The sequence below is a fragment of the Streptomyces sp. NPDC087310 genome, assembly GCF_044744405.1.
GTDB lineage: Bacteria > Actinomycetota > Actinomycetes > Streptomycetales > Streptomycetaceae > Streptomyces.
In genome coordinates this window covers 225,403-241,978 of the sequence record NZ_JBIUYF010000005.1, presented here as the reverse complement: position 1 = coordinate 241,978, position 16,576 = coordinate 225,403, and the positions used below count along the sequence as shown (strand labels likewise).

Annotated in this window: 17 protein-coding genes; 8 read left to right on the top strand and 9 right to left on the bottom strand. The window is 71.9% G+C overall.

Going from position 1 to position 16,576, the window contains the following annotated elements; all coding sequences use genetic code 11:
• Window positions 1-17: 17 nt before the first annotated feature.
• On the bottom strand, window positions 18-1,271 hold the full coding sequence (locus ACIO3P_RS20305; protein WP_329821344.1) for a glycosyl hydrolase: 1,254 nt from the start codon (window positions 1,269-1,271) through the stop codon (window positions 18-20).
• A gap of 147 nt (window positions 1,272-1,418) precedes the next feature.
• Here ACIO3P_RS20305 and ACIO3P_RS20300 point away from each other — a divergent pair, with 147 nt between their 5' ends.
• Both ACIO3P_RS20300 and ACIO3P_RS20295 read left to right on the top strand, forming a co-directional pair.
• A complete protein-coding gene (locus tag ACIO3P_RS20300) occupies window positions 1,419-2,861 on the top strand; it encodes an ATP-grasp domain-containing protein (RefSeq protein WP_401852773.1) in 1,443 nt (480 codons plus the stop codon).
• A gap of 50 nt (window positions 2,862-2,911) precedes the next feature.
• A complete protein-coding gene (locus tag ACIO3P_RS20295) occupies window positions 2,912-4,201 on the top strand; it encodes an FAD-dependent oxidoreductase (protein ID WP_401795452.1) in 1,290 nt (429 codons plus the stop codon).
• Window positions 4,202-4,277: 76 nt separating this feature from the next.
• On the opposite strand, the gene ACIO3P_RS20290 is transcribed toward ACIO3P_RS20295, so the two are convergent.
• From ACIO3P_RS20290 to ACIO3P_RS20280, 3 genes are all read right to left on the bottom strand, one after another.
• Complete coding sequence (locus ACIO3P_RS20290; RefSeq protein ID WP_401852771.1) at window positions 4,278-5,120, bottom strand: chaplin; 843 nt, start codon at window positions 5,118-5,120, stop codon at window positions 4,278-4,280.
• Window positions 5,121-5,275: 155 nt separating this feature from the next.
• Window positions 5,276-5,509 carry a chaplin gene (locus ACIO3P_RS20285; protein WP_329821340.1) on the bottom strand — a complete coding sequence of 78 codons (234 nt, stop codon included), beginning with the start codon at window positions 5,507-5,509 and terminating at the stop codon, window positions 5,276-5,278.
• Window positions 5,510-5,810: 301 nt separating this feature from the next.
• Window positions 5,811-6,221, bottom strand: coding sequence for a rodlin (locus ACIO3P_RS20280; protein WP_329821355.1), 411 nt, complete (start codon window positions 6,219-6,221; stop codon window positions 5,811-5,813).
• A gap of 232 nt (window positions 6,222-6,453) precedes the next feature.
• Between ACIO3P_RS20280 and ACIO3P_RS20275 the strand changes: the two genes are divergently transcribed.
• From ACIO3P_RS20275 to ACIO3P_RS20255, 5 genes are all read left to right on the top strand, one after another.
• Entirely contained in the window at window positions 6,454-6,864 is a 411-nt protein-coding gene (locus tag ACIO3P_RS20275) for a rodlin (RefSeq protein WP_329821339.1), read from the top strand.
• Window positions 6,865-7,032: 168 nt separating this feature from the next.
• Window positions 7,033-7,440, top strand: coding sequence for a rodlin (locus tag ACIO3P_RS20270; protein WP_329821314.1), 408 nt, complete (start codon window positions 7,033-7,035; stop codon window positions 7,438-7,440).
• Between the two features lie 29 nt (window positions 7,441-7,469).
• Window positions 7,470-7,877, top strand: coding sequence for a rodlin (locus ACIO3P_RS20265; protein WP_329821600.1), 408 nt, complete (start codon window positions 7,470-7,472; stop codon window positions 7,875-7,877).
• A gap of 183 nt (window positions 7,878-8,060) precedes the next feature.
• A complete protein-coding gene (locus tag ACIO3P_RS20260; protein WP_401852769.1) occupies window positions 8,061-8,726 on the top strand; it encodes a TetR/AcrR family transcriptional regulator in 666 nt (221 codons plus the stop codon).
• Window positions 8,723-9,841: a DUF3533 domain-containing protein gene (locus tag ACIO3P_RS20255; protein ID WP_329821602.1), complete on the top strand. Its 1,119-nt coding sequence runs from the start codon at window positions 8,723-8,725 to the stop codon at window positions 9,839-9,841. The genes ACIO3P_RS20260 and ACIO3P_RS20255 overlap by 4 nt, the downstream gene beginning before the upstream one ends.
• Here ACIO3P_RS20255 and ACIO3P_RS20250 read toward each other — a convergent pair.
• From ACIO3P_RS20250 to ACIO3P_RS20235, 4 genes are all read right to left on the bottom strand, one after another.
• The gene (locus tag ACIO3P_RS20250; RefSeq protein WP_401852766.1) at window positions 9,823-11,457 is read right to left on the bottom strand and encodes an alpha-L-fucosidase; all 1,635 of its coding nucleotides are present in this window, start codon (window positions 11,455-11,457) and stop codon (window positions 9,823-9,825) included. The genes ACIO3P_RS20255 and ACIO3P_RS20250 overlap by 19 nt on opposite strands.
• A complete protein-coding gene (locus ACIO3P_RS20245) occupies window positions 11,454-13,385 on the bottom strand; it encodes a beta-N-acetylhexosaminidase (RefSeq protein WP_329821604.1) in 1,932 nt (643 codons plus the stop codon). The genes ACIO3P_RS20250 and ACIO3P_RS20245 overlap by 4 nt, the downstream gene beginning before the upstream one ends.
• A gap of 124 nt (window positions 13,386-13,509) precedes the next feature.
• Window positions 13,510-14,511, bottom strand: a complete 1,002-nt coding sequence (locus tag ACIO3P_RS20240) for a hypothetical protein (protein ID WP_401852764.1) — start codon at window positions 14,509-14,511, stop codon at window positions 13,510-13,512.
• Window positions 14,508-14,891 carry a PadR family transcriptional regulator gene (locus tag ACIO3P_RS20235; RefSeq protein WP_329821606.1) on the bottom strand — a complete coding sequence of 128 codons (384 nt, stop codon included), beginning with the start codon at window positions 14,889-14,891 and terminating at the stop codon, window positions 14,508-14,510. Before ACIO3P_RS20235 ends, ACIO3P_RS20240 begins: the two co-directional genes overlap by 4 nt.
• Before the next feature lie 155 nt (window positions 14,892-15,046).
• Between ACIO3P_RS20235 and ACIO3P_RS20230 the strand changes: the two genes are divergently transcribed.
• The gene (locus ACIO3P_RS20230) at window positions 15,047-15,850 is read left to right on the top strand and encodes an exodeoxyribonuclease III (RefSeq protein WP_401852762.1); all 804 of its coding nucleotides are present in this window, start codon (window positions 15,047-15,049) and stop codon (window positions 15,848-15,850) included.
• 19 nt (window positions 15,851-15,869) lie between these two features.
• Here ACIO3P_RS20230 and ACIO3P_RS20225 read toward each other — a convergent pair whose 3' ends face one another.
• Entirely contained in the window at window positions 15,870-16,517 is a 648-nt protein-coding gene (locus tag ACIO3P_RS20225; RefSeq protein ID WP_401853246.1) for a MerR family transcriptional regulator, read from the bottom strand.
• Window positions 16,518-16,576: the final 59 nt, after the last annotated feature.

The following is a 16,576-nucleotide window of genomic DNA, read 5'->3' as shown; positions in this document are numbered from 1 at the left end:
GTACCGGGGAAGCGATCTCAGGTGCGCCGGCTCCCCCACCAGTCGAGACGGATACAGATCTTGCCGCCCAGCCAGCTCTCCAGCCAGGTACCGAGGTTCAGCGGGTGGCAGGCCCGCGGCGGCTCCGGGGTCGGGCGCGGAACCGGCGGGGGCTCCACGGGCGCGGTGATCGTGGGCTCCGGCGTCGGAACCGTGGGGGGAGCGGGCGGTGTCGGCGGCGTCGGGGGAGTGGGCGGCGTCGGGGTCGGTACGGGCTGCGGGGCCTGTCCGTACAGCATCGAACGGAACACCTGCGACGACCTGGGATTCCGGGTGCACTGCCAGACGCCGTGGGGGCAGTAATCCGTGATGGTGCTGTACAGCGGCTTGTACGTGTCGATCCACTGGAGCATGCGCCGCATGTACACAGGGTTGTCCCCATTGCGGAAGAGGCCCCACTCCGGATAGGAGACAACCTTTCCATGCGCGGCGGCGAAGTCCACATGCTGCTGGAGTCCGTAAGGCTCACTGACCTGTTCGTCGAACGTCCGCCCCGGCGGCTGGTCGTACGAATCCATGCCGACGATGTCCACGGTGGCGTCGCCCGGATAACACTCCGTCCAGGGAATGGCGTCCCGTCCCCGGTTCGGGGCGAAATCGAAACGGAATTTCTGTCCTGGCACCTCGCGCATCGCGGTGACGATACGGTTCCAGTACGCCTTCCACGCCTCCGGGTCAGGACCGCAACGATGGGTGTACGTGGTTCCGTTCATCTCCCAGCCGAGCACGACCACCGTGTCGGGCACCCCGAGGGCGACGAGCCGCCGTGCCAGCGTCCTGAAGTGCCCGTCGTACTGGCCGGCGGCGCCTCTGCGCAGCTCACGGCGGACCAGGCTGTCCGGTACGTGGTCCTCGTTCCGCTCCAGCATGGGCACGTTGAGGACGAACAGCCGGTCGTCACGCGCCTTGCGCCACTCGGCCCAGCTCTCCAGGAAATCCGGGCTTCCCTCGATGTTGGACCACACGTCGCCGGGGAGATAGGTGTGGCCCACGCGCAATTCCCGGCCGCCGAGCCATTTCTCCATGGCCGCGATACGCCGTACCCCGTCCGGCCCGTAGTCGAGATACGCGCCCAGCGCGGGCGACGGGGCCGCGGGCGGCTTCTGTCTTTCCGCGTCAGCGGAATCCGAGGCGCTTCTCGGAACGGGCAGCACGGCACCGGAGGCGAGCAGTCCGGCCGAGACCACACCCAGGCAGGTGGTCGTCATCCTTCGACGTCGTCGACGGGTCATGTCCGCTCCTTGTGATCGCACGTGCTTTCCGTGGCCGCGAGCCGTGGTCACGTTGATCACAAAGTATTTCTAATAAGCCGGTCGGGAACCCGACCTGGTGTTCCAGTAGTCCGTTCGTGAATTTCATCCCTCGCATGGGGTATCGAAATGAAGGGCACCACCGTGCCGAGCTTTGACACCCGCGTTCCGGCCGTCCTCGTACGGCTCGACCGGAACCCGTTCCACCACGGCACGCTGGGCGCCGTACGCTCCCTGGGCCGCGCCGGCATCGAGGTGCACGCGGTGGTCGAGGGCGCGCACAGCCCCGTCGGGCGCTCCCGCTATCTGCGCCAGGCCCATCTACGGCCCGGTCACGCACCGGATCTGACGGCGGATCCGGCGCAGGACCCGACACAGGGCCCGGCGCTCTCGGCGGTGCGGAGGCTGCTCCTCTCCATCGCCGACCGGCTCCCCGCCCCGGCCGTGCTCATCGCGATGGACGACCTGAGCGCGATCGCCGTGGGCCGGCTCCAGCCGGAGCTGGCGGGCCGTTACCTCCTGCCTGAACAGCCGTCAGGGCTGCCCGAGCGCGTCGCGGACAAGGCGGAGCTGGCCGGCATCTGCCAGGAGCTGGGCCTGCCCCATCCGCGCACGGTCATCCCGGACGGCGCCGCGGAGGCCGCCGCCGCGGCCTGGTCGCTGGGGCTGCCCGTGGTCGCGAAGTGGAGCAGGCCCTGGCTGCTGCCCGAGGGGTCCGGGCTGCGCAGCACCCGCGTCGTCCGCTCCCCGCAGGAGGCCCGCGCGCTGTACGGGCGCAGCGACGAGGCGGGCAGCAGGCTGCTGCTCCAGGAATTCCTGCCGCACGGTCCCGACCGCGACTGGTTCTTCCACGGGTACAGCGGGCGCGCCCCCGAGGCCGGCCGCACCCGGCTGCTCGGGGCGGCCGGGCGCAAGGACCGGGCCTGGCCGGTGGGGGCGGGGCTGACCGCGGTCGGCCGGTGGCTGCCCAACCCGGCCGTGGAGCGGCTGGCGGGCGAACTGGTCGCCGCGCTCGGCTACCGGGGGATCCTCGACCTCGACTTCCGCCGCGAGGCCGCGACGGGCGCGTACCACCTGCTCGACTTCAACCCCCGGCCCGGCGCACAGTTCCGGCTCTTCACCGACCGCGCGGGCACCGACGTGGTCCGCGCGCTCCACCTCGACCTGACCGGGCGCGGCCTTCCGGTGCAGGAGGCGGTGCACGGACGCGCGTTCGTCGTGGAGAACTACGCCCTGCTGTCGCTCCTCTCCCCGACCGGTGCGTCCAGGAAGCGGCCCCGCTTCCGATTCCGCCTCCCCTCCCGTTCCGGTTCCGGTTTCCGTTCCCGTTCCACGGAGACGGCGTGGTGGGCGCTGGACGACCCGCTGCCCGCCTGCGCGATGGCCCTCGCCTGGGGGCTGCATCTCGTACGGCGCGGCTGGCGGCCGCTGCGCCGCGCCCTGCCGTACCGGCGTACGGGCGAGGCCGGACGGCCGCCGCGCACCCCGCCCGTACAGCAGCGGTGGAGCGGTCCGGACCACTCCGGCCCCACCGACCGGTCCCAGACCCCCGCACCACGCCGTACCCGATGAACCACCCCACCCCCTGACCCGACCGACACGCACAGAGAGCGGGAAACCCCATGCACGACCTGGTAGTTGTGGGCGCAGGCCCCTACGGACTCTCCATCGCCGCGCACGCCGCCGCGGCCGGGCTCGACCTGCGGGTGTTCGGCAAACCGATGGCCTCATGGCGGGAGCACATGCCGCCGGGGATGTTCCTGAAGTCCGAACCGTGGGCGTCCAACCTCTCCGACCCGGACGGCGCCTTCGGCCTCGCCGCCTACGCCGCCACCCGGGGCACGGAGGCCCGGCACGGCGTTCCGCTGCCGGTCGGTCTCTTCGCCTCGTACGGACTGTGGTTCGCCGAGCGCGCGGTCCCGCCGGTCGACGAACGGACCATCACCTCCGTACAGGCGTGCCCCGGCGGGTTCCGGCTGACCGCCGAGGACGGTGAGCGGCTCCTCGCCCGTACGGTGGCGCTCGCCGTCGGGGTGATGCCGTTCATCGACATCCCCGCGCCGCTGCTCGGCCTGGACCGCGCGCAGGTGACGCACAGCAGCCACCACGCCGATCTGACCCGCTTCGCCGGCGGCGACGTGACGGTCATCGGGGCGGGGCAGGCGGCGCTGGAGACCGCCGCGCTCCTCGCCGAACAGGGCACGTCCGTACGGCTGGTGGCCCGGTCCCAGCGGCTGAACTGGAACACCCTGCCGCCGCCCCTGGAGCGCCCCGCCGCCACGGCGGCCCGCGCCCCGCACACCGGGCTCGGCTGCGGCTGGAAGAACTGGCTGTACGCGGAGACCCCCGGTGTCTTCCGCCGGTTCCCCGAGGCGACCCGCGCCCGGATCTTCACCTCGGCGCTCGGCCCGGCCGGCGCGTGGTGGCTGCGCGAGCGCTTCGAGACGGCGGCGCGGGTGGAGGTGCGGCTCGGCGAGAGCGTGGTGACGGCGGTCCCGGCGGGCGGGCGCGTACGGCTGGAGCTGTTCGCCACCACGGGACGGACGGAGACGGTGGAGACCGACCATGTCATCGCCGCCACCGGCTTCACCCCGGGGCTCGACCGGCTCGGCCTGCTGGAGGGGCCGCTCGCCGCGGGCCTGCGGACCGTGGGCCCGAGCAGGGCGCCGGAGGCGAGCGCCGCCTTCGAGTCCTCGTACCCGGGACTGTTCCTGGCGGGCCTGCTGAGCGCGCCGTCCTTCGGCCCGTCGATGCGCTTCGTGTACGGGGCGTCGTACACCGCGGAGCGGCTGGTGGCCGGGGTACGGCGCCGGGTCGGCGCCCGGGGCGGACCGCTCGCGAAGGTGCGTCAGCGACAGGTGCTGCGGCAGGTCCGCCAGGACCGGGACCAGGGCCGGATCCCCGTGAAGTGACGTCGGCCCGTCGCCCCGTCAGCCCCGCGCCGAGGGGGTGACGGGGCGACAGGGTGACGGGGCGACAGGGCGGTGGTCAGACGCGGGCCGCTACGCGCGAGCGCCGGTACAGGAGCGCGCCGCCGAGGATCAGCCCGGCGCTCGACGCGGCGGCGCCGAGGAGGCGGGGGTCGCCACCGGTGGCCGCGAGCTGCTCGTCGGCGGCGGGGCTCGCGGCGACGGGCAGGACGGCGGGTGTGATCGCCCGCGAGGTGACCTCGGTGTGCGGCACGTGGTGCGGGGGCGCGCCGGGGGACGGCGGGAGTACGGAGCGGTCCTCCGGCGGCGTGATCTCCTCGGGCACCTCTTCGGGGGCGTCGGGGAGTTCGGGGGCGGCGGGCCGCTCCGGGGGCGTGCCGTTGACGCAGGAGTTGCCGAAGGCCGGGTTGAGGAGGCCCACCAGGTCGACGGAGTCGCCGCAGACGTTCACGGGGATGTCGACCGGCGCCTCGACGTCGTTGCCGCCGAGCACGCCGGGCGACCCCTTGGCGATGCTGCTGGCCTCGCTGCCGGAGCCGGTGACCGCCTGGTGCGGGGCTCCGGGCGCCAGGTGCGGCTGGGCGGGAGCACCCTGCTGGGCGGGAGAGCCGTGCTGCTGGGGCGAGTGGTGCGGGGGCGCCGCGTGGTGCTTCGGCGGGGCCGACACGTTGGCGCAGGTGTTGCCGAAGGCGGGGTTCAGGAGCCCGACGACATCGACGCTGTTGCCGCAGACGTTGACCGGGACGTCCAGCGGCACCTGGACGTTGTTGCCGGACAGCAGCCCGGGCGATCCGACGGCCGCCCCGCTCGCGTCGGCGGCCTGGGCGTAACCGCCGCTCAAGGACAGCACACTCGACGCCGCGGCGGCCGTGAGCAGTCCTTTGCCGATGAGGTCTCGCACTCTGTTTCTCTCCTCCTGCCGGCGGACCGGCCGGCTGTTGTCGCAGGTGGGTTCCGTGCCCCACCGGGGCCGGTCCCGGAGCGCGACCGAACGCGCTCCGGGACCGGAAGGGGGTGTCCCGCGGGACACCCCCGAGACCTCACGAGGTCACAACGTCACTTGTTGACACAGACGTTGCCGAAGGCGGGGTTCAGGATCCCGATGACGTCGATGCTGTTGCCGCAGACGTTCACGGGGACGTGAACGGGAATCTGGACGACGTTGCCCGAGAGGACACCCGGGGAACCGACGGCGATGCCCTCGGCGCCCGCGTCGGCCATGGCGGGGGCCGCGGCACCCACGGCGAGGAGCAGACCCGCGACGACCGTTGCGGCCTTCTTGCACTTCATGTTGAGCCCTTTCCGCAGCGGCGAACACGTCCGCACGACCGTCGTACGGGCGTGAGCCGTCGACTAACGGCTCTCACTCCGCTGCTGGAACTCCAACGAGAGCGCCGTTCCGAGGAAACTGTCCGGTTTTAGGGCATTGCTGTTTCACCCGATTGCGCCCTTGAGGATTTTCGTTTCTGCGTGGCAGCACGGAGACGCCGGGACGCCGCACCACGGGACGCCGCAGCACGGAGACGCCGAACGGGCCGTACGGGGCGCCATTGCCCCGTACGGCCCGTCCGTCGCGCGCCGAGCGGTCGTGTCAGCCGTTGGCGACACCGTTGCCCGAGAGCACCGGGATGTCCTCCAGGATGTGCGACAGCGGCTCGTCGCCCTTGGCCTGGGTGGAGTTCTCCGCGCACTGCTGGTTCTGCGGGGAGGACAGCACATTGACGTCCTGGACGGCGACGGGCACGAGCAGGCCGACGAGCGAGCCGACGTTGGCCTTGATCGGGGCGCCGACGCACAGCTTGTTCAGCGACCCCTGGACCAGCTCCAACTGAGGGCTCTGGTCGCCCTTGGTCACCGCGTTGCCGAAGGTCTCCTTGGCGCCGTTCCCGCTGAACGACGTGGTGCCGCCGTCATCGGCGATGGCGAGTGCCGGAGCTGCGGCGGCGGCGGAGACGCCGACGACGGAGACTGCGATGGCCGCGCCGGCCATAATCTTCTTGATCACGGTCTGTTTCCTTTTCTCAAGAAATGCATGTGGAGCGACCTGAACAACCGGGTGGCGGTGTTTTGGTTCTCCTCGGCCCTCCTGCTTCACCCGATCGGCTTGTCCGCCCTCCGTGCGGTAGATCGCCGGTAATAGGCCATTGGAGTGAAGGGCCGGAACCAAACCGGGGGCGGGGAGTTGCACAGGGGGCCCCGGGGATTTTGGGGCATCCTTCAGAAGGGGACTCATCGTGATCAAGAAGGTTATGGCCGGCGCGGCCGTCGCCGCCTCCGTCGTCGGCGTCTCCGCCGCCGCCGCGGCCCCGGCACTCGCCATCGCCAACGACGGCGGCACGACGTCGTTCAGCGGCAACGGCGCGGACCAGTGGTACGGCAACTCGGCGACCTACGGGAACATGAGCCCGCAGATGGCGCTCATCCAGGGCTCGCTCAACAAGCCCTGCATCGCCCTGCCCGCCAAGGCGAACGTCGGTTCGCTCCTGGGTCTGGTGCCGATCTCGGTCCAGGACCTCAACATCCTGTCCTCGCCGCAGAACCAGCAGTGCGTCGAGAACTCGACGCAGGCCAAGGGCGACGAGCCGCTGTCGCACATCCTCGACAACATCCCGATCCTGTCCGGGAACGGCGTCGCGAACAACTGAGGAATCGGCCGTCAAGGCCGGGCTGTTGCTGTTCTCCGCGACGGTCCGGCCTTTTTATCTGCCGGTGCGGTACTCCATTAGGGGGAACCGCAGAAACTAATCCCCCCGTAAGCAGTTGAACATAATGGATTCCACCGGTGGAGTCCGACTTTCCGGAAAGGCATTTAAATGAAGAAGCTGTGGGCAACCGCTGCTGTAGCCGCCTCCCTCGTCGGTGCGACGGCCGCCATGGCGTCGCCGGCGCTGGCCATCGCCGATGACGGTGGTACGACCTCCTTCAGCGGCAACGGCGCCGAGCAGTCCTTCGGCAACGCGGTGACCAAGGGTGACCTGAGCCCCCAGCTCGGTCTGGTCCAGGGGTCGCTGAACAAGCCCTGTGTCGGACTTCCGCTCAAGGCCAACGTCGGTTCGCTGATCGGTCTCATCACGGTCGCCGTCCAGGACGTCAACGTGCTGTCCTCGCCGCAGAACCAGCAGTGTGTCGAGAACTCGACGCAGGCGAAGGGCGACGAGCCGCTGTCGCACATCCTGGACGACATCCCGGTCCTGTCCGGGAACGGCGCCGGCAACCACTGAGAAACCGACTTTCCGGAAAGGTATTCACCATGAAGAAGCTGTGGGCAACCGCTGCTGTAGCCGCCTCCCTCGTCGGTGCGACGGCCGCCATGGCGTCGCCGGCGCTGGCCATCGCCGATGACGGTGGTACGACCTCCTTCAGCGGGAACGGTGCGGACAGCTCGTTCGGCAACGCCGTGACCAAGGGCGACATGAGCCCCCAGGCCGGTCTGATCCAGGGCACGCTGAACAAGCCCTGCATCGGTCTGCCGATCAAGGCGAACGTCGGCTCGCTGATCGGCGCCGTGCCGATCGCGGTCCAGGACATCAACGTCCTGTCCTCGCCGCAGAACCAGCAGTGCACGGAGAACTCCACCCAGGCGAAGGGCGACGAGCCGCTGTCGCACATCCTGGACGACATCCCGGTCCTGTCCGGGAACGGTGTCGGCAACCACTGACGCTCCCACCGAAGCCCGGTCCGGCGGTACACACCGCCGGACCGGGCCTTTTGGCGTCCGAGCCACCCCGGGTGTCCGGGGCCACTTTGCATACATCGCGTATCGGATACATGATGTATCCGTTGGTCCCCGGCGGGGACCGCCCCGGACCGGCAGGCCGGAGCGCGAGAAAGGGTCCCTTCCATGCCGAAGTCACCGACCAAACGCCGCCCCCGTACGGTCGCCTCCCTGACCGACAGTGCGCTGGCCCTCTTCACCGAGCACGGCTTCCACGCCACCTCGATCAGCGACATCGTCGAGCGGGCCGGGCTCACCCGGGGCGCCTTCTACTCCAACTACCGCGACAAGGACGAGCTGTTCCTCGCGCTGTACGACGCCCACGCCGACCGCCTGCTGGCCGACCTGCGGGACGAGGCCGCCCGGCTGGACCCGGGGGAGGACCTGGTCGACGGGCTGCTGGCGTACACGGCGGACCGGGCCGCCCGGGAACGGCAGTGGTTCCTGGTCTCGATGGAGTTCACCCTGCACGCGGCCCGCACCCCCGCCGTGGCCGAGCTGCTGGCCGTCCACGAGGAACGCCTGGTCCAGGGGGTGTCCGGGATGATCACGGAGACCCTCGCCAGGACCGGACTGCGCCCCGCGATCGACCCCGCCGACGGCGCCCGGCTGCTCATCGCCCTGTTCAAGGGCATCAGCGCCCTGGAGCCCGTCCAGGGGCCGCGGGGGCTCCGGGGCACCGACGGACTGTCGCGGCGGATCGCCCCGTACCTCGTCCGCGCGCTGACCACGGCGGCGGACCCCGGGGCCGCCCCCCACCCGAACGACGACGAAGGAACCCCCGAGCGATGAGCACCGAGCTGTCCGAACCCTCCGAACCCTCCATATCCACCGACTCCGGAACACCGGCGCCCGGGTTCGCCGCCGAGCTGCGGGACGCGCTCAGCGCGCGCGGGGTGCTGCTCGTCGTCGGCGGGCTGGTCCTCCAACTCGCCTTCATCCTGTCGTACATCGGGGCGTTCCACGCCCCCACCCCGCACCGGATCCCGCTCGCGGTCGTGGCGCCGGAGCAGGTCTCCGCGGGGACCGTCGACCGGCTGAACGGGCTGGACGGCGACCCCCTCGCGGCCCGTGCCGTCAAGGACGAGGCCGCCGGGCGCGCGCTGATCCACGACCGCACCGTCGACGCCGTACTCCTGGTGAATCCGCAGGGCACCAAGGACACGCTGCTGGTGGCGTCCGCGGGCGGGCCCGCCGTCTCGTCAGCGACCACCCAGATCATCGAGAAGGCCGACGCGGCCCAGAACCGTACGGTCACGACCGACGACATCCTGCCGCCCGCGGCGGGCGACGGCCGCGGGCTGTCCTCGTTCTACCTGGCCATCGGCTGGATCGTGGGCGGCTATCTAGCGGCGGCCATCCTCGGGGTCGCCTCCGGGTCCCGGCCGGCCAACCCGCACCGTACGGTCGTCAGGCTCGGCGTCCTCGCCGTGTACGCGGTGGTCTCCGGTCTGGGCGGCGCGCTGATCGCGGGGCCCGTACTCGGGGCGCTGGACGGCCACTTCGCGCAGTTGTGGGCGATCGGCGCGCTGACCGTCCTCGCCGCCGCGGCGACCACCGTCGCCCTCCAGATCCTGCTGGGCGTCGTCGGTATCGGTGTGACGATCCTGGTCTTCGTCGTGCTGGGCAACCCCAGCGCGGGCGGCGCGTTCCCCAGCTCGCTGCTGCCGCCGTTCTGGCGGGCCATCGGTGACTACATCCCGACCGGCGCGGGCACCACCGCCGTACGCAACACCGTCTACTTCGGCGGCAACGCGCTCGCCGGGCCGCTGTGGGTGCTGGCCGCCTACGCGGTGGCCGGTACCGCCGTCGCGGTGCTCGCCTCGGCCCGCCACCGGCGCGGGGGGACCGCGCCGGTGGCGGAGGACGGGACGGATGTGCGGGAGCGTCAGAGCGTGGAGCGGTAGAGGCCGAACTCCGCGATACGGGCCGGCCGGCGGGAGCCGAGGATCCGCAGCCGCCAGCGCCGGGCCGTGACCGGGGCCGGCAGGAGCAGGATGCGGCTCGCGCCGACCGTGCCCGTACGGGCGACCTCCGTCCAGCCGGTCGCCGACTCGGCCTCGACCACGGCCCGTTCGATCTGCTGGCCGTGGCGGATGTCCTCGGCCAGCCGGATCCGGTCGACGGCCGTGGGCGCGCCCAGGTCCAGGGTGAGTGTCCCGGCGGACGGTGCCGGGGCGGCCCACGAGGTGTCCGGGTCGCCGTCGACCGCCAGGGCGGGATCGCGGCCGTCGCCCCGGGCGCGGGCACCCCGGGCCAGGTCCGCGGGGAGTTCGCGGCGCACCCGGTCGGCGAAGGCGCCGAGGGCCGCGACATCCGCCGGGTCGAGCCGGCCCTGCCGGTCGGGCGGGACGTTGAGCAGGAGGACGGCGTTCCGGCCGACCGAACGGAAGTAGAGGTCGGTGAGCTGCTGGGCCGTCTTGGGGCGTTCTTCCGGGTGGAAGAACCAGCCGGGGCGGATCGACACATCGCACTCGGCGGGCCACCACTGGAGGTAGTCGGTGTCCGGCTGGGCGCGGACCAGGGCGTCGCGGCTGCCCTGGTCAGGGGTGTCGTACGAGAGGGCGAAGTCGGTGCGGCCGTTCGGCACCGCCGTGACGGGGACGGTGCTCCACTCGTTCTCGCGGGCCGAACCGCCCTCGTTGCCGACCCAGCGGACATCGGGCCCGGAGACGGCGATGGCCGCCTGCGGGGCGAGGGCCCGGATCAGCGCGTACCAACTGTCCCAGTCGTAGACCTCGACGTGTTCGGGCGGGATCCGGCCCTGGGCGCCGTCGAACCAGACCTCGTCGACCTGGCCGTACTCGGTCAGTACCTCGTAGAGCTGGTTGAGCATATGGGCGCCGTAGTCGGTGGCGGGGAGGCGGAGGACGGGGCCGTCCTGTCCGGCGCGGTCGTCGCCGTCCACCAGGGTGGGGATGGTGCGGGGGGTGCGGGCGCTGCCGTTGGCGTAGACGCCGTGCAGGTACTGGTTCTCGTCGGCGGGGGAGATGTACACGCCGACCTTGATGCCGTGGGCGCGCATCGAGTCGGCGAAGGAGCGCAGGACATCGCCGCGGCCCGCCTCCCAGGTGGAGGAGGCGACGCTGTGGGCGGTGTGGCGGGAGGGGTAGAGGACGAAGCCGTCGTGGTGCTTGACGGTGAGGATGGCGAGCGAGAATCCGCCGTCGCGCAGGGCGCGCGCCCACTGGTCGGTGTCCAGACCGACCGGCTGGAAGACCTCGGGGTCCTCGTCGCCCGTCCCCCATTCGAGGCCGGTGAAGGTGTTCACACCGAAGTGCAGGAACGCGGTCCGCTCCAGCCGCTGCCACGCTATCTGGCGCTCCGTCGGGCGCAGCCCCGCGGCCTTCGCCACGAGCTGGTCGGGGGTGTCGCCGGGACCGACGGGGACACGTGCGGCGCTCTCGTCCGGGACGGCTCCGGCGGTACGGCGGGGGGCCGCCTGCGCGGATGCGTACGGGAGGAGCGGTACGGCGCCGAGTGCGCCGAGGCCCGCGGCGAACGGGCGTCTTCCCAGAGTCATGAGCGGTTCCCCTTCGGCTGCTGCGGTGTGGCGGCGGCGGTGAGCGTCCAGACGGTGGGCGGGCGCTGGTCGGGCGGGTACTGGACCCACCGTCCGTCAGTGGTGAGGACGACGGACATCCGGGTGATCGCGTGGGTGAGGTGGAACCCGCCGGGGACCGGGGTCAGTTGCCAGCGTTGCAGTGTGTTGGCGGCGGAACACACCTCCTGGGTGACCGGACTGCCGGGCTCCAGAGGGGTGTTGAGGGTCAGCCTGCCGCTCCGGATCTCCGCGCACCGCCCGGTGGCGGGGTCGGTGAGGGTGACGTAGCCGTCGGCGGTACGGGTGATCCGCCGTGCGGCAGCGGGCAGTTGGCCGTTCGCGTCCCGCAGGGTGTACGTGCCGTCGGGGAGTGGCGGGCGGGTGAGATCGGTGCGTCCCGGCGCGTACCCGGCGGCGGTGGCGCGGGCGGTGAACTCCGCGTAGGTCGCGTCCGGGCGCGGGGCGCCCCAGGTGGTCTGGGCGATGTAGCGCAGCGGCAGGAACAGGCCCGCGGCGACCTCGTTCTCGGTCTCGCCGCGCCCGTTGTCGGGCCAGAGGCTGATCTTCGCGCCGGTGATCCCGGTGGCGGAGGCGACCTTCTCGCCCTCGAAGCTCCTCGGGTCCCAGCCCTGTTCGTACAGGGAGGCGGTGTTCATGTGGAAGCCGCCGCGGATGAGGTAGAGGGAGTACGAGGCGTTCATGACCCGGTATCCCTGGGCGAGGAGTTGGCTGGGCCTGGTCCTGACGTTCAGCCAGTGCTCGACGGTGGTGCCCGCGGCGACGGGGACGGTGTGGTCGCCGGTCAGCCCGTCGTTCCAGATCCGGAGCTGCTTGCCCCGTCCCGCCGCGTGGGCCCGGACACGGTTGACGAAGTCGATGAAGGCGTCCTGCGGGGTGGCGGCCGGGCCGTACCGCTCGCGCGCGTACGCCAGGATGTGCGGGTACTTCGCGAAGTCGGAGCCGAGCATGTACTCGTCCGCGCCCATGTGCCAGACGGGCGCGGTGAAGACCTCGGCGTACTCGTCCATGAGATCGGTGTAGTACGCGAAGGCGTCCTGGCTGGTGATGTCGAGGCGCGAGGGCTGCGGGGCGCCGTCGGAGTCGGTGAGCTGGAGATCGGGCCGCCGCTCGATCCACGGGTCCATGTGGCCGGGGGAGTTGATCTCCGGGACGATGGTGATGTGGTAGCGGTCGCCGAGCGCGACGAGCCGCCGTATCTCGTCCTTGGTGTAGTAGCCCCAGGAGTTGGCCTCCGGGTGGCGGTCGCTCCTCACCTTCAGCTCCAGCAGAAGGTGGTTGAGCTTCAGGTACGCCATGTCGCGGACCAGGTTCTCCAGCCAGGCCGGGGTGATGTGGATGTAGCAGGCGCAGACGCCCGCGCCCCGCTCCTCGTACGCGGGTACGTCGACGGTGCGGCCCGCGGGGATCCGGTCGGCCGCGGCGAGGAGCTGGAGCAGGGTGCGGGTGCCGTAGAAGGCGCCGGCGGCGGTGGCTCCGGTGATACGGACCCGGTCGGTGACCTGGAGTTCGTACCCCTCGGCCTTGAGCGTCCCGCTCCGCCCGGGGTCGGTCCCGATGCTGACGTCCCCGGGGCGGCCGGAGCCCCGTACGGCGGCGACGGGGACGGCGCCCCGGCCCGCCGCGCGGAGGTCCTGCGCGAGGGTGTCCGCGGTGCGGCGGGCGGCGGGGTCGTCCGGGGCGACGATCAGCCGGGTGGCGGTGGTGAAGGTGAACTCACCTTGTTTCGCTGTCCAGTTGGTGAGGGCGGGGACGGTACGGGGCGGGGCGTCCGCAGTCGCGGCGGTCGCGGGCGGGGCTGCGGTCGCGGGCGGGGCGGCGGTCGCGGTGGGCGCGACCCCCGTGACCAGCAGCAGCGCTGTCACGAGGATCCCGGCGAGGCGGGCCATCCCTCGGATCTCTGATGAGGTGGATGTTGCTCTGGCGCGGTGGAGCATGGATACAGCACCTCCTGAGGAATCAGGTCATCCGATGTGTACCCGTCGGAGGTGGCTGATGCCCCGGTGCTCGCCCTCAGGATGACGGCTTGTCCGGTACCACCTTCGCGACCCAGAGCAGGGCGACGGCGGCCACCCCGGCCGTGTTGACCCAGAACACCCGGTCGATGTCGCCCTGGGCGAGGCGCACCGCCCAACTGGCGGTGATCAGTGAGCACATGACCGGCAGCCACCAGCCCGAGCGTGACCACCAGGTGCGGGGGCCCGCGTGCTCGGCCAGGTGGAGCGCGTACACCTCCACGGGGCCGAACTCCTCGGCCGGTGAACTCCCGCTCGCCGCCAGGTGGTCACGGGCCTCGGTGACCAGCTCGGCGGCGCGGCCGCGGGGCAGCTTGTGGCGTCCCCGCAGGAGCGCTTCGAGCCGGCGCAGCCACTGCTCGGGGTCGGTGGGGTCGGGCGCCGCGGTGGCGCGGGCGGCGTAGCCGGGCCGCAGGCGCACGGTCAGGGCGTGCAGCGCCACGCAGACCGGGATCAGCGCGAGGGTCGGGAAGCGGGCGATCCGGTCGTCCGGCAGTGACAGGAAGGCGACCGCGGAGCCGATGACCAGCGCGGCGACGGCGCCACCGGTGACGGCGGCGGCCCGTATCCGGCCGTCGGCGTGCAACCCCATGCCGAACCAGGCCAGTTGGACGAGCACGGCCATCAGCGCGACCCCGCTCAGGCCCGAGACCGTCACGTCGAACCAGAGGCCGTGACGGAAGAGGGCGAAGACGGCGAAGACCGCCAGCATCCCGGTGACGGTGATCAGGCCCGTGGGCCAGAACTCCGAGGGCGTCCGGAAGGCCCAGTCGCGCCGCGCCCGCTCCTCGACGGGCACCCGGTCGCGGGCCGCCTGGACGGCGAACTCCTCCGGCGAGCCGAACGCCTCCTCGGGGTGCCGGCCGGTCTCGGCGCAGTGCGCTGCGACCTCGTTCAGCACCTCGGTGATCGCGGCGCGGTCCATGCCGGGCTCGCCCGCCAGCCGGTACTCCAGCCGCTCCGACCACTGCGCCGCGGTCCTGCTGTGTGTCTCGGTCATCGTTCCCCCTGAAGCGATCGATCGGGTATGTGGGCCACGGGCGGCGCCTCGGACAGCAGCCCGTGCATGAGGACCGAGAAGCGCGCCCACTCCGCCCGCTGCTCCCCGAGCCGGTCCCGGCCCGCCGGTGTGAGCGCGTACACCTTCCGGCCGGGACCGCCCTCGCCCGGCTCCCAGTTCGCGGTCACCACGCCGTCCCGCTCCATCCGGCCCAGGACCGGGTAGAGCGCGGCGCCCTTGACCTGGCCGAAGCCGTGTTCGTCCAGTCGCTGGGCGAGCGCGTAGCCGTGGCCGTCGCCCTCGGCGAGGACGGCGGCGAGGGCGAGTTCGAGGGCGCCGCGCAGCCAGCCCGCCTGCCAGTCCACCGGTTTGCCCGGCATGCGGCCTCCCGTCATCCGTTTGTCGAGTAGCCGGTAACTCCGACTAGTTCGAATTCAGACTAGCAGGAGGTGCGGGGCCCTTCCAGGGGGCGGCCGGATAGGCTGCCCGTCTGTTCTGAGTCTGTTCTGTGCGACGTGCGACGGAAGATGATGTTTTGTACACCGTGACCAGCGTGAATGTGAATGGGCTCCGCGCCGCCGCGAAGAAGGGCTTCGTGGAGTGGCTCGCGGCCACCTCCGCCGATGTGGTCTGCCTCCAGGAGGTACGGGCGGAGCCCCAGCAGCTCCCCGACGCCGTACGGGCGCCCGAGGGCTGGCACGTCCTGCACGCCCCCGCCACCGCCAAGGGCCGCGCCGGGGTCTCGCTCTACGCACGCCGGGAGCCGGAGGCCACGCGGATCGGGTTCGGCGGCGCGGAGTTCGACGCGAGCGGGCGGTACGCGGAGATCGACCTGCCCGGGGTCACGGTCGCGAGCCTCTACCTGCCCTCGGGCGAGGTCGGCACGGAGCGGCAGGACGAGAAGATCCGCTTCATGGACGCGTTCCTGCCGTACCTGGAGGGGCTGCGGAAGCGCGCGGCGGCCGACGGGCGCGAGGTGGTGGTCTGCGGCGACTGGAACATCGCCCACCAGGAGGCCGACCTCAAGAACTGGAAGGCCAACCGCAAGTCCTCCGGCTTCCTCCCCGAGGAACGCGCCTGGCTGACCCGCGTCTTCGAGGAGCCGGGCCCGGGGTACGTCGACGTCGTACGCGCCCTGCATCCGGACCAGGCCGGCCCGTACTCGTGGTGGTCGTACCGTGGCCGCGCCTTCGACAACGACGCGGGGTGGCGCATCGACTACCAGATCGCGACGCCGGGGCTGGCGGCGCGCGCGGTGAAGGCGTACGTGGAGCGCGCCGCCTCGCACGAGGAGCGGTGGAGCGACCACGCGCCCGTGACGGCGGTGTACGACCTGTAGCCGCGGGCCCTCCGCCGCGTCAGGCGGCCGGCGGGTCCGGGTTCGTGTCCGGGTTCGTGTGGAGGCGGCGGTCCAGGGCCATGGAGAGTTCCGCCTCCACCACGCTCCGCGCCAGCGGGCGCAGCTTCGCCGGGTCCGCCGCGGGGGCGTGGGTGTGGAGGGTGGTGGCGAAGAGGTCGGCCATCGCGTCCGCGTGGGCGCGGACCCGGCGGGCCGCTGCCAGGACGGCGGCGAGGGGGACGCCCTCGCGGACCAGGGCCGAGGAGACGTCCAGCAGGCGGCGGCTGATGTGGACTATCTCGTCGCCGTCCGTGGCGAGGTAGCCGAGTTCCAGCGCCGCCGCCAGGTTCTCCGGGGTGACCTCGTCCTCGAAGTAGTCCGCCAGTTCCTCCGGGGAGAGGCGTACGGGGGTCTCCTCCGTCGGTTCGCCGAGGCCCAGGACCTCGCCGACGTCGCGTCCGCTCTCGAAGACGGCGGCGAGGTCCGCGATGCCGGTCAGGGTGTGGCCGCGTTCCAGGAGGGCCGCGACGGTACGGAGCCTGGCCAGGTGGTGGTCGTCGTACCAGGCGATCCTGCCCTCGCGCCGGGGTGGCGGGAGCAGGCCGCGTTCGCGGTAGAAGCGCACGGTGCGCACTGTGATGCCCGCCGCGCGGGCCAGCTCCTCCATGCGGTATTCCATGGCGGGAAGCCTATGTCGTACCGCCGGTAACTTGGTTCGGTCCGCCC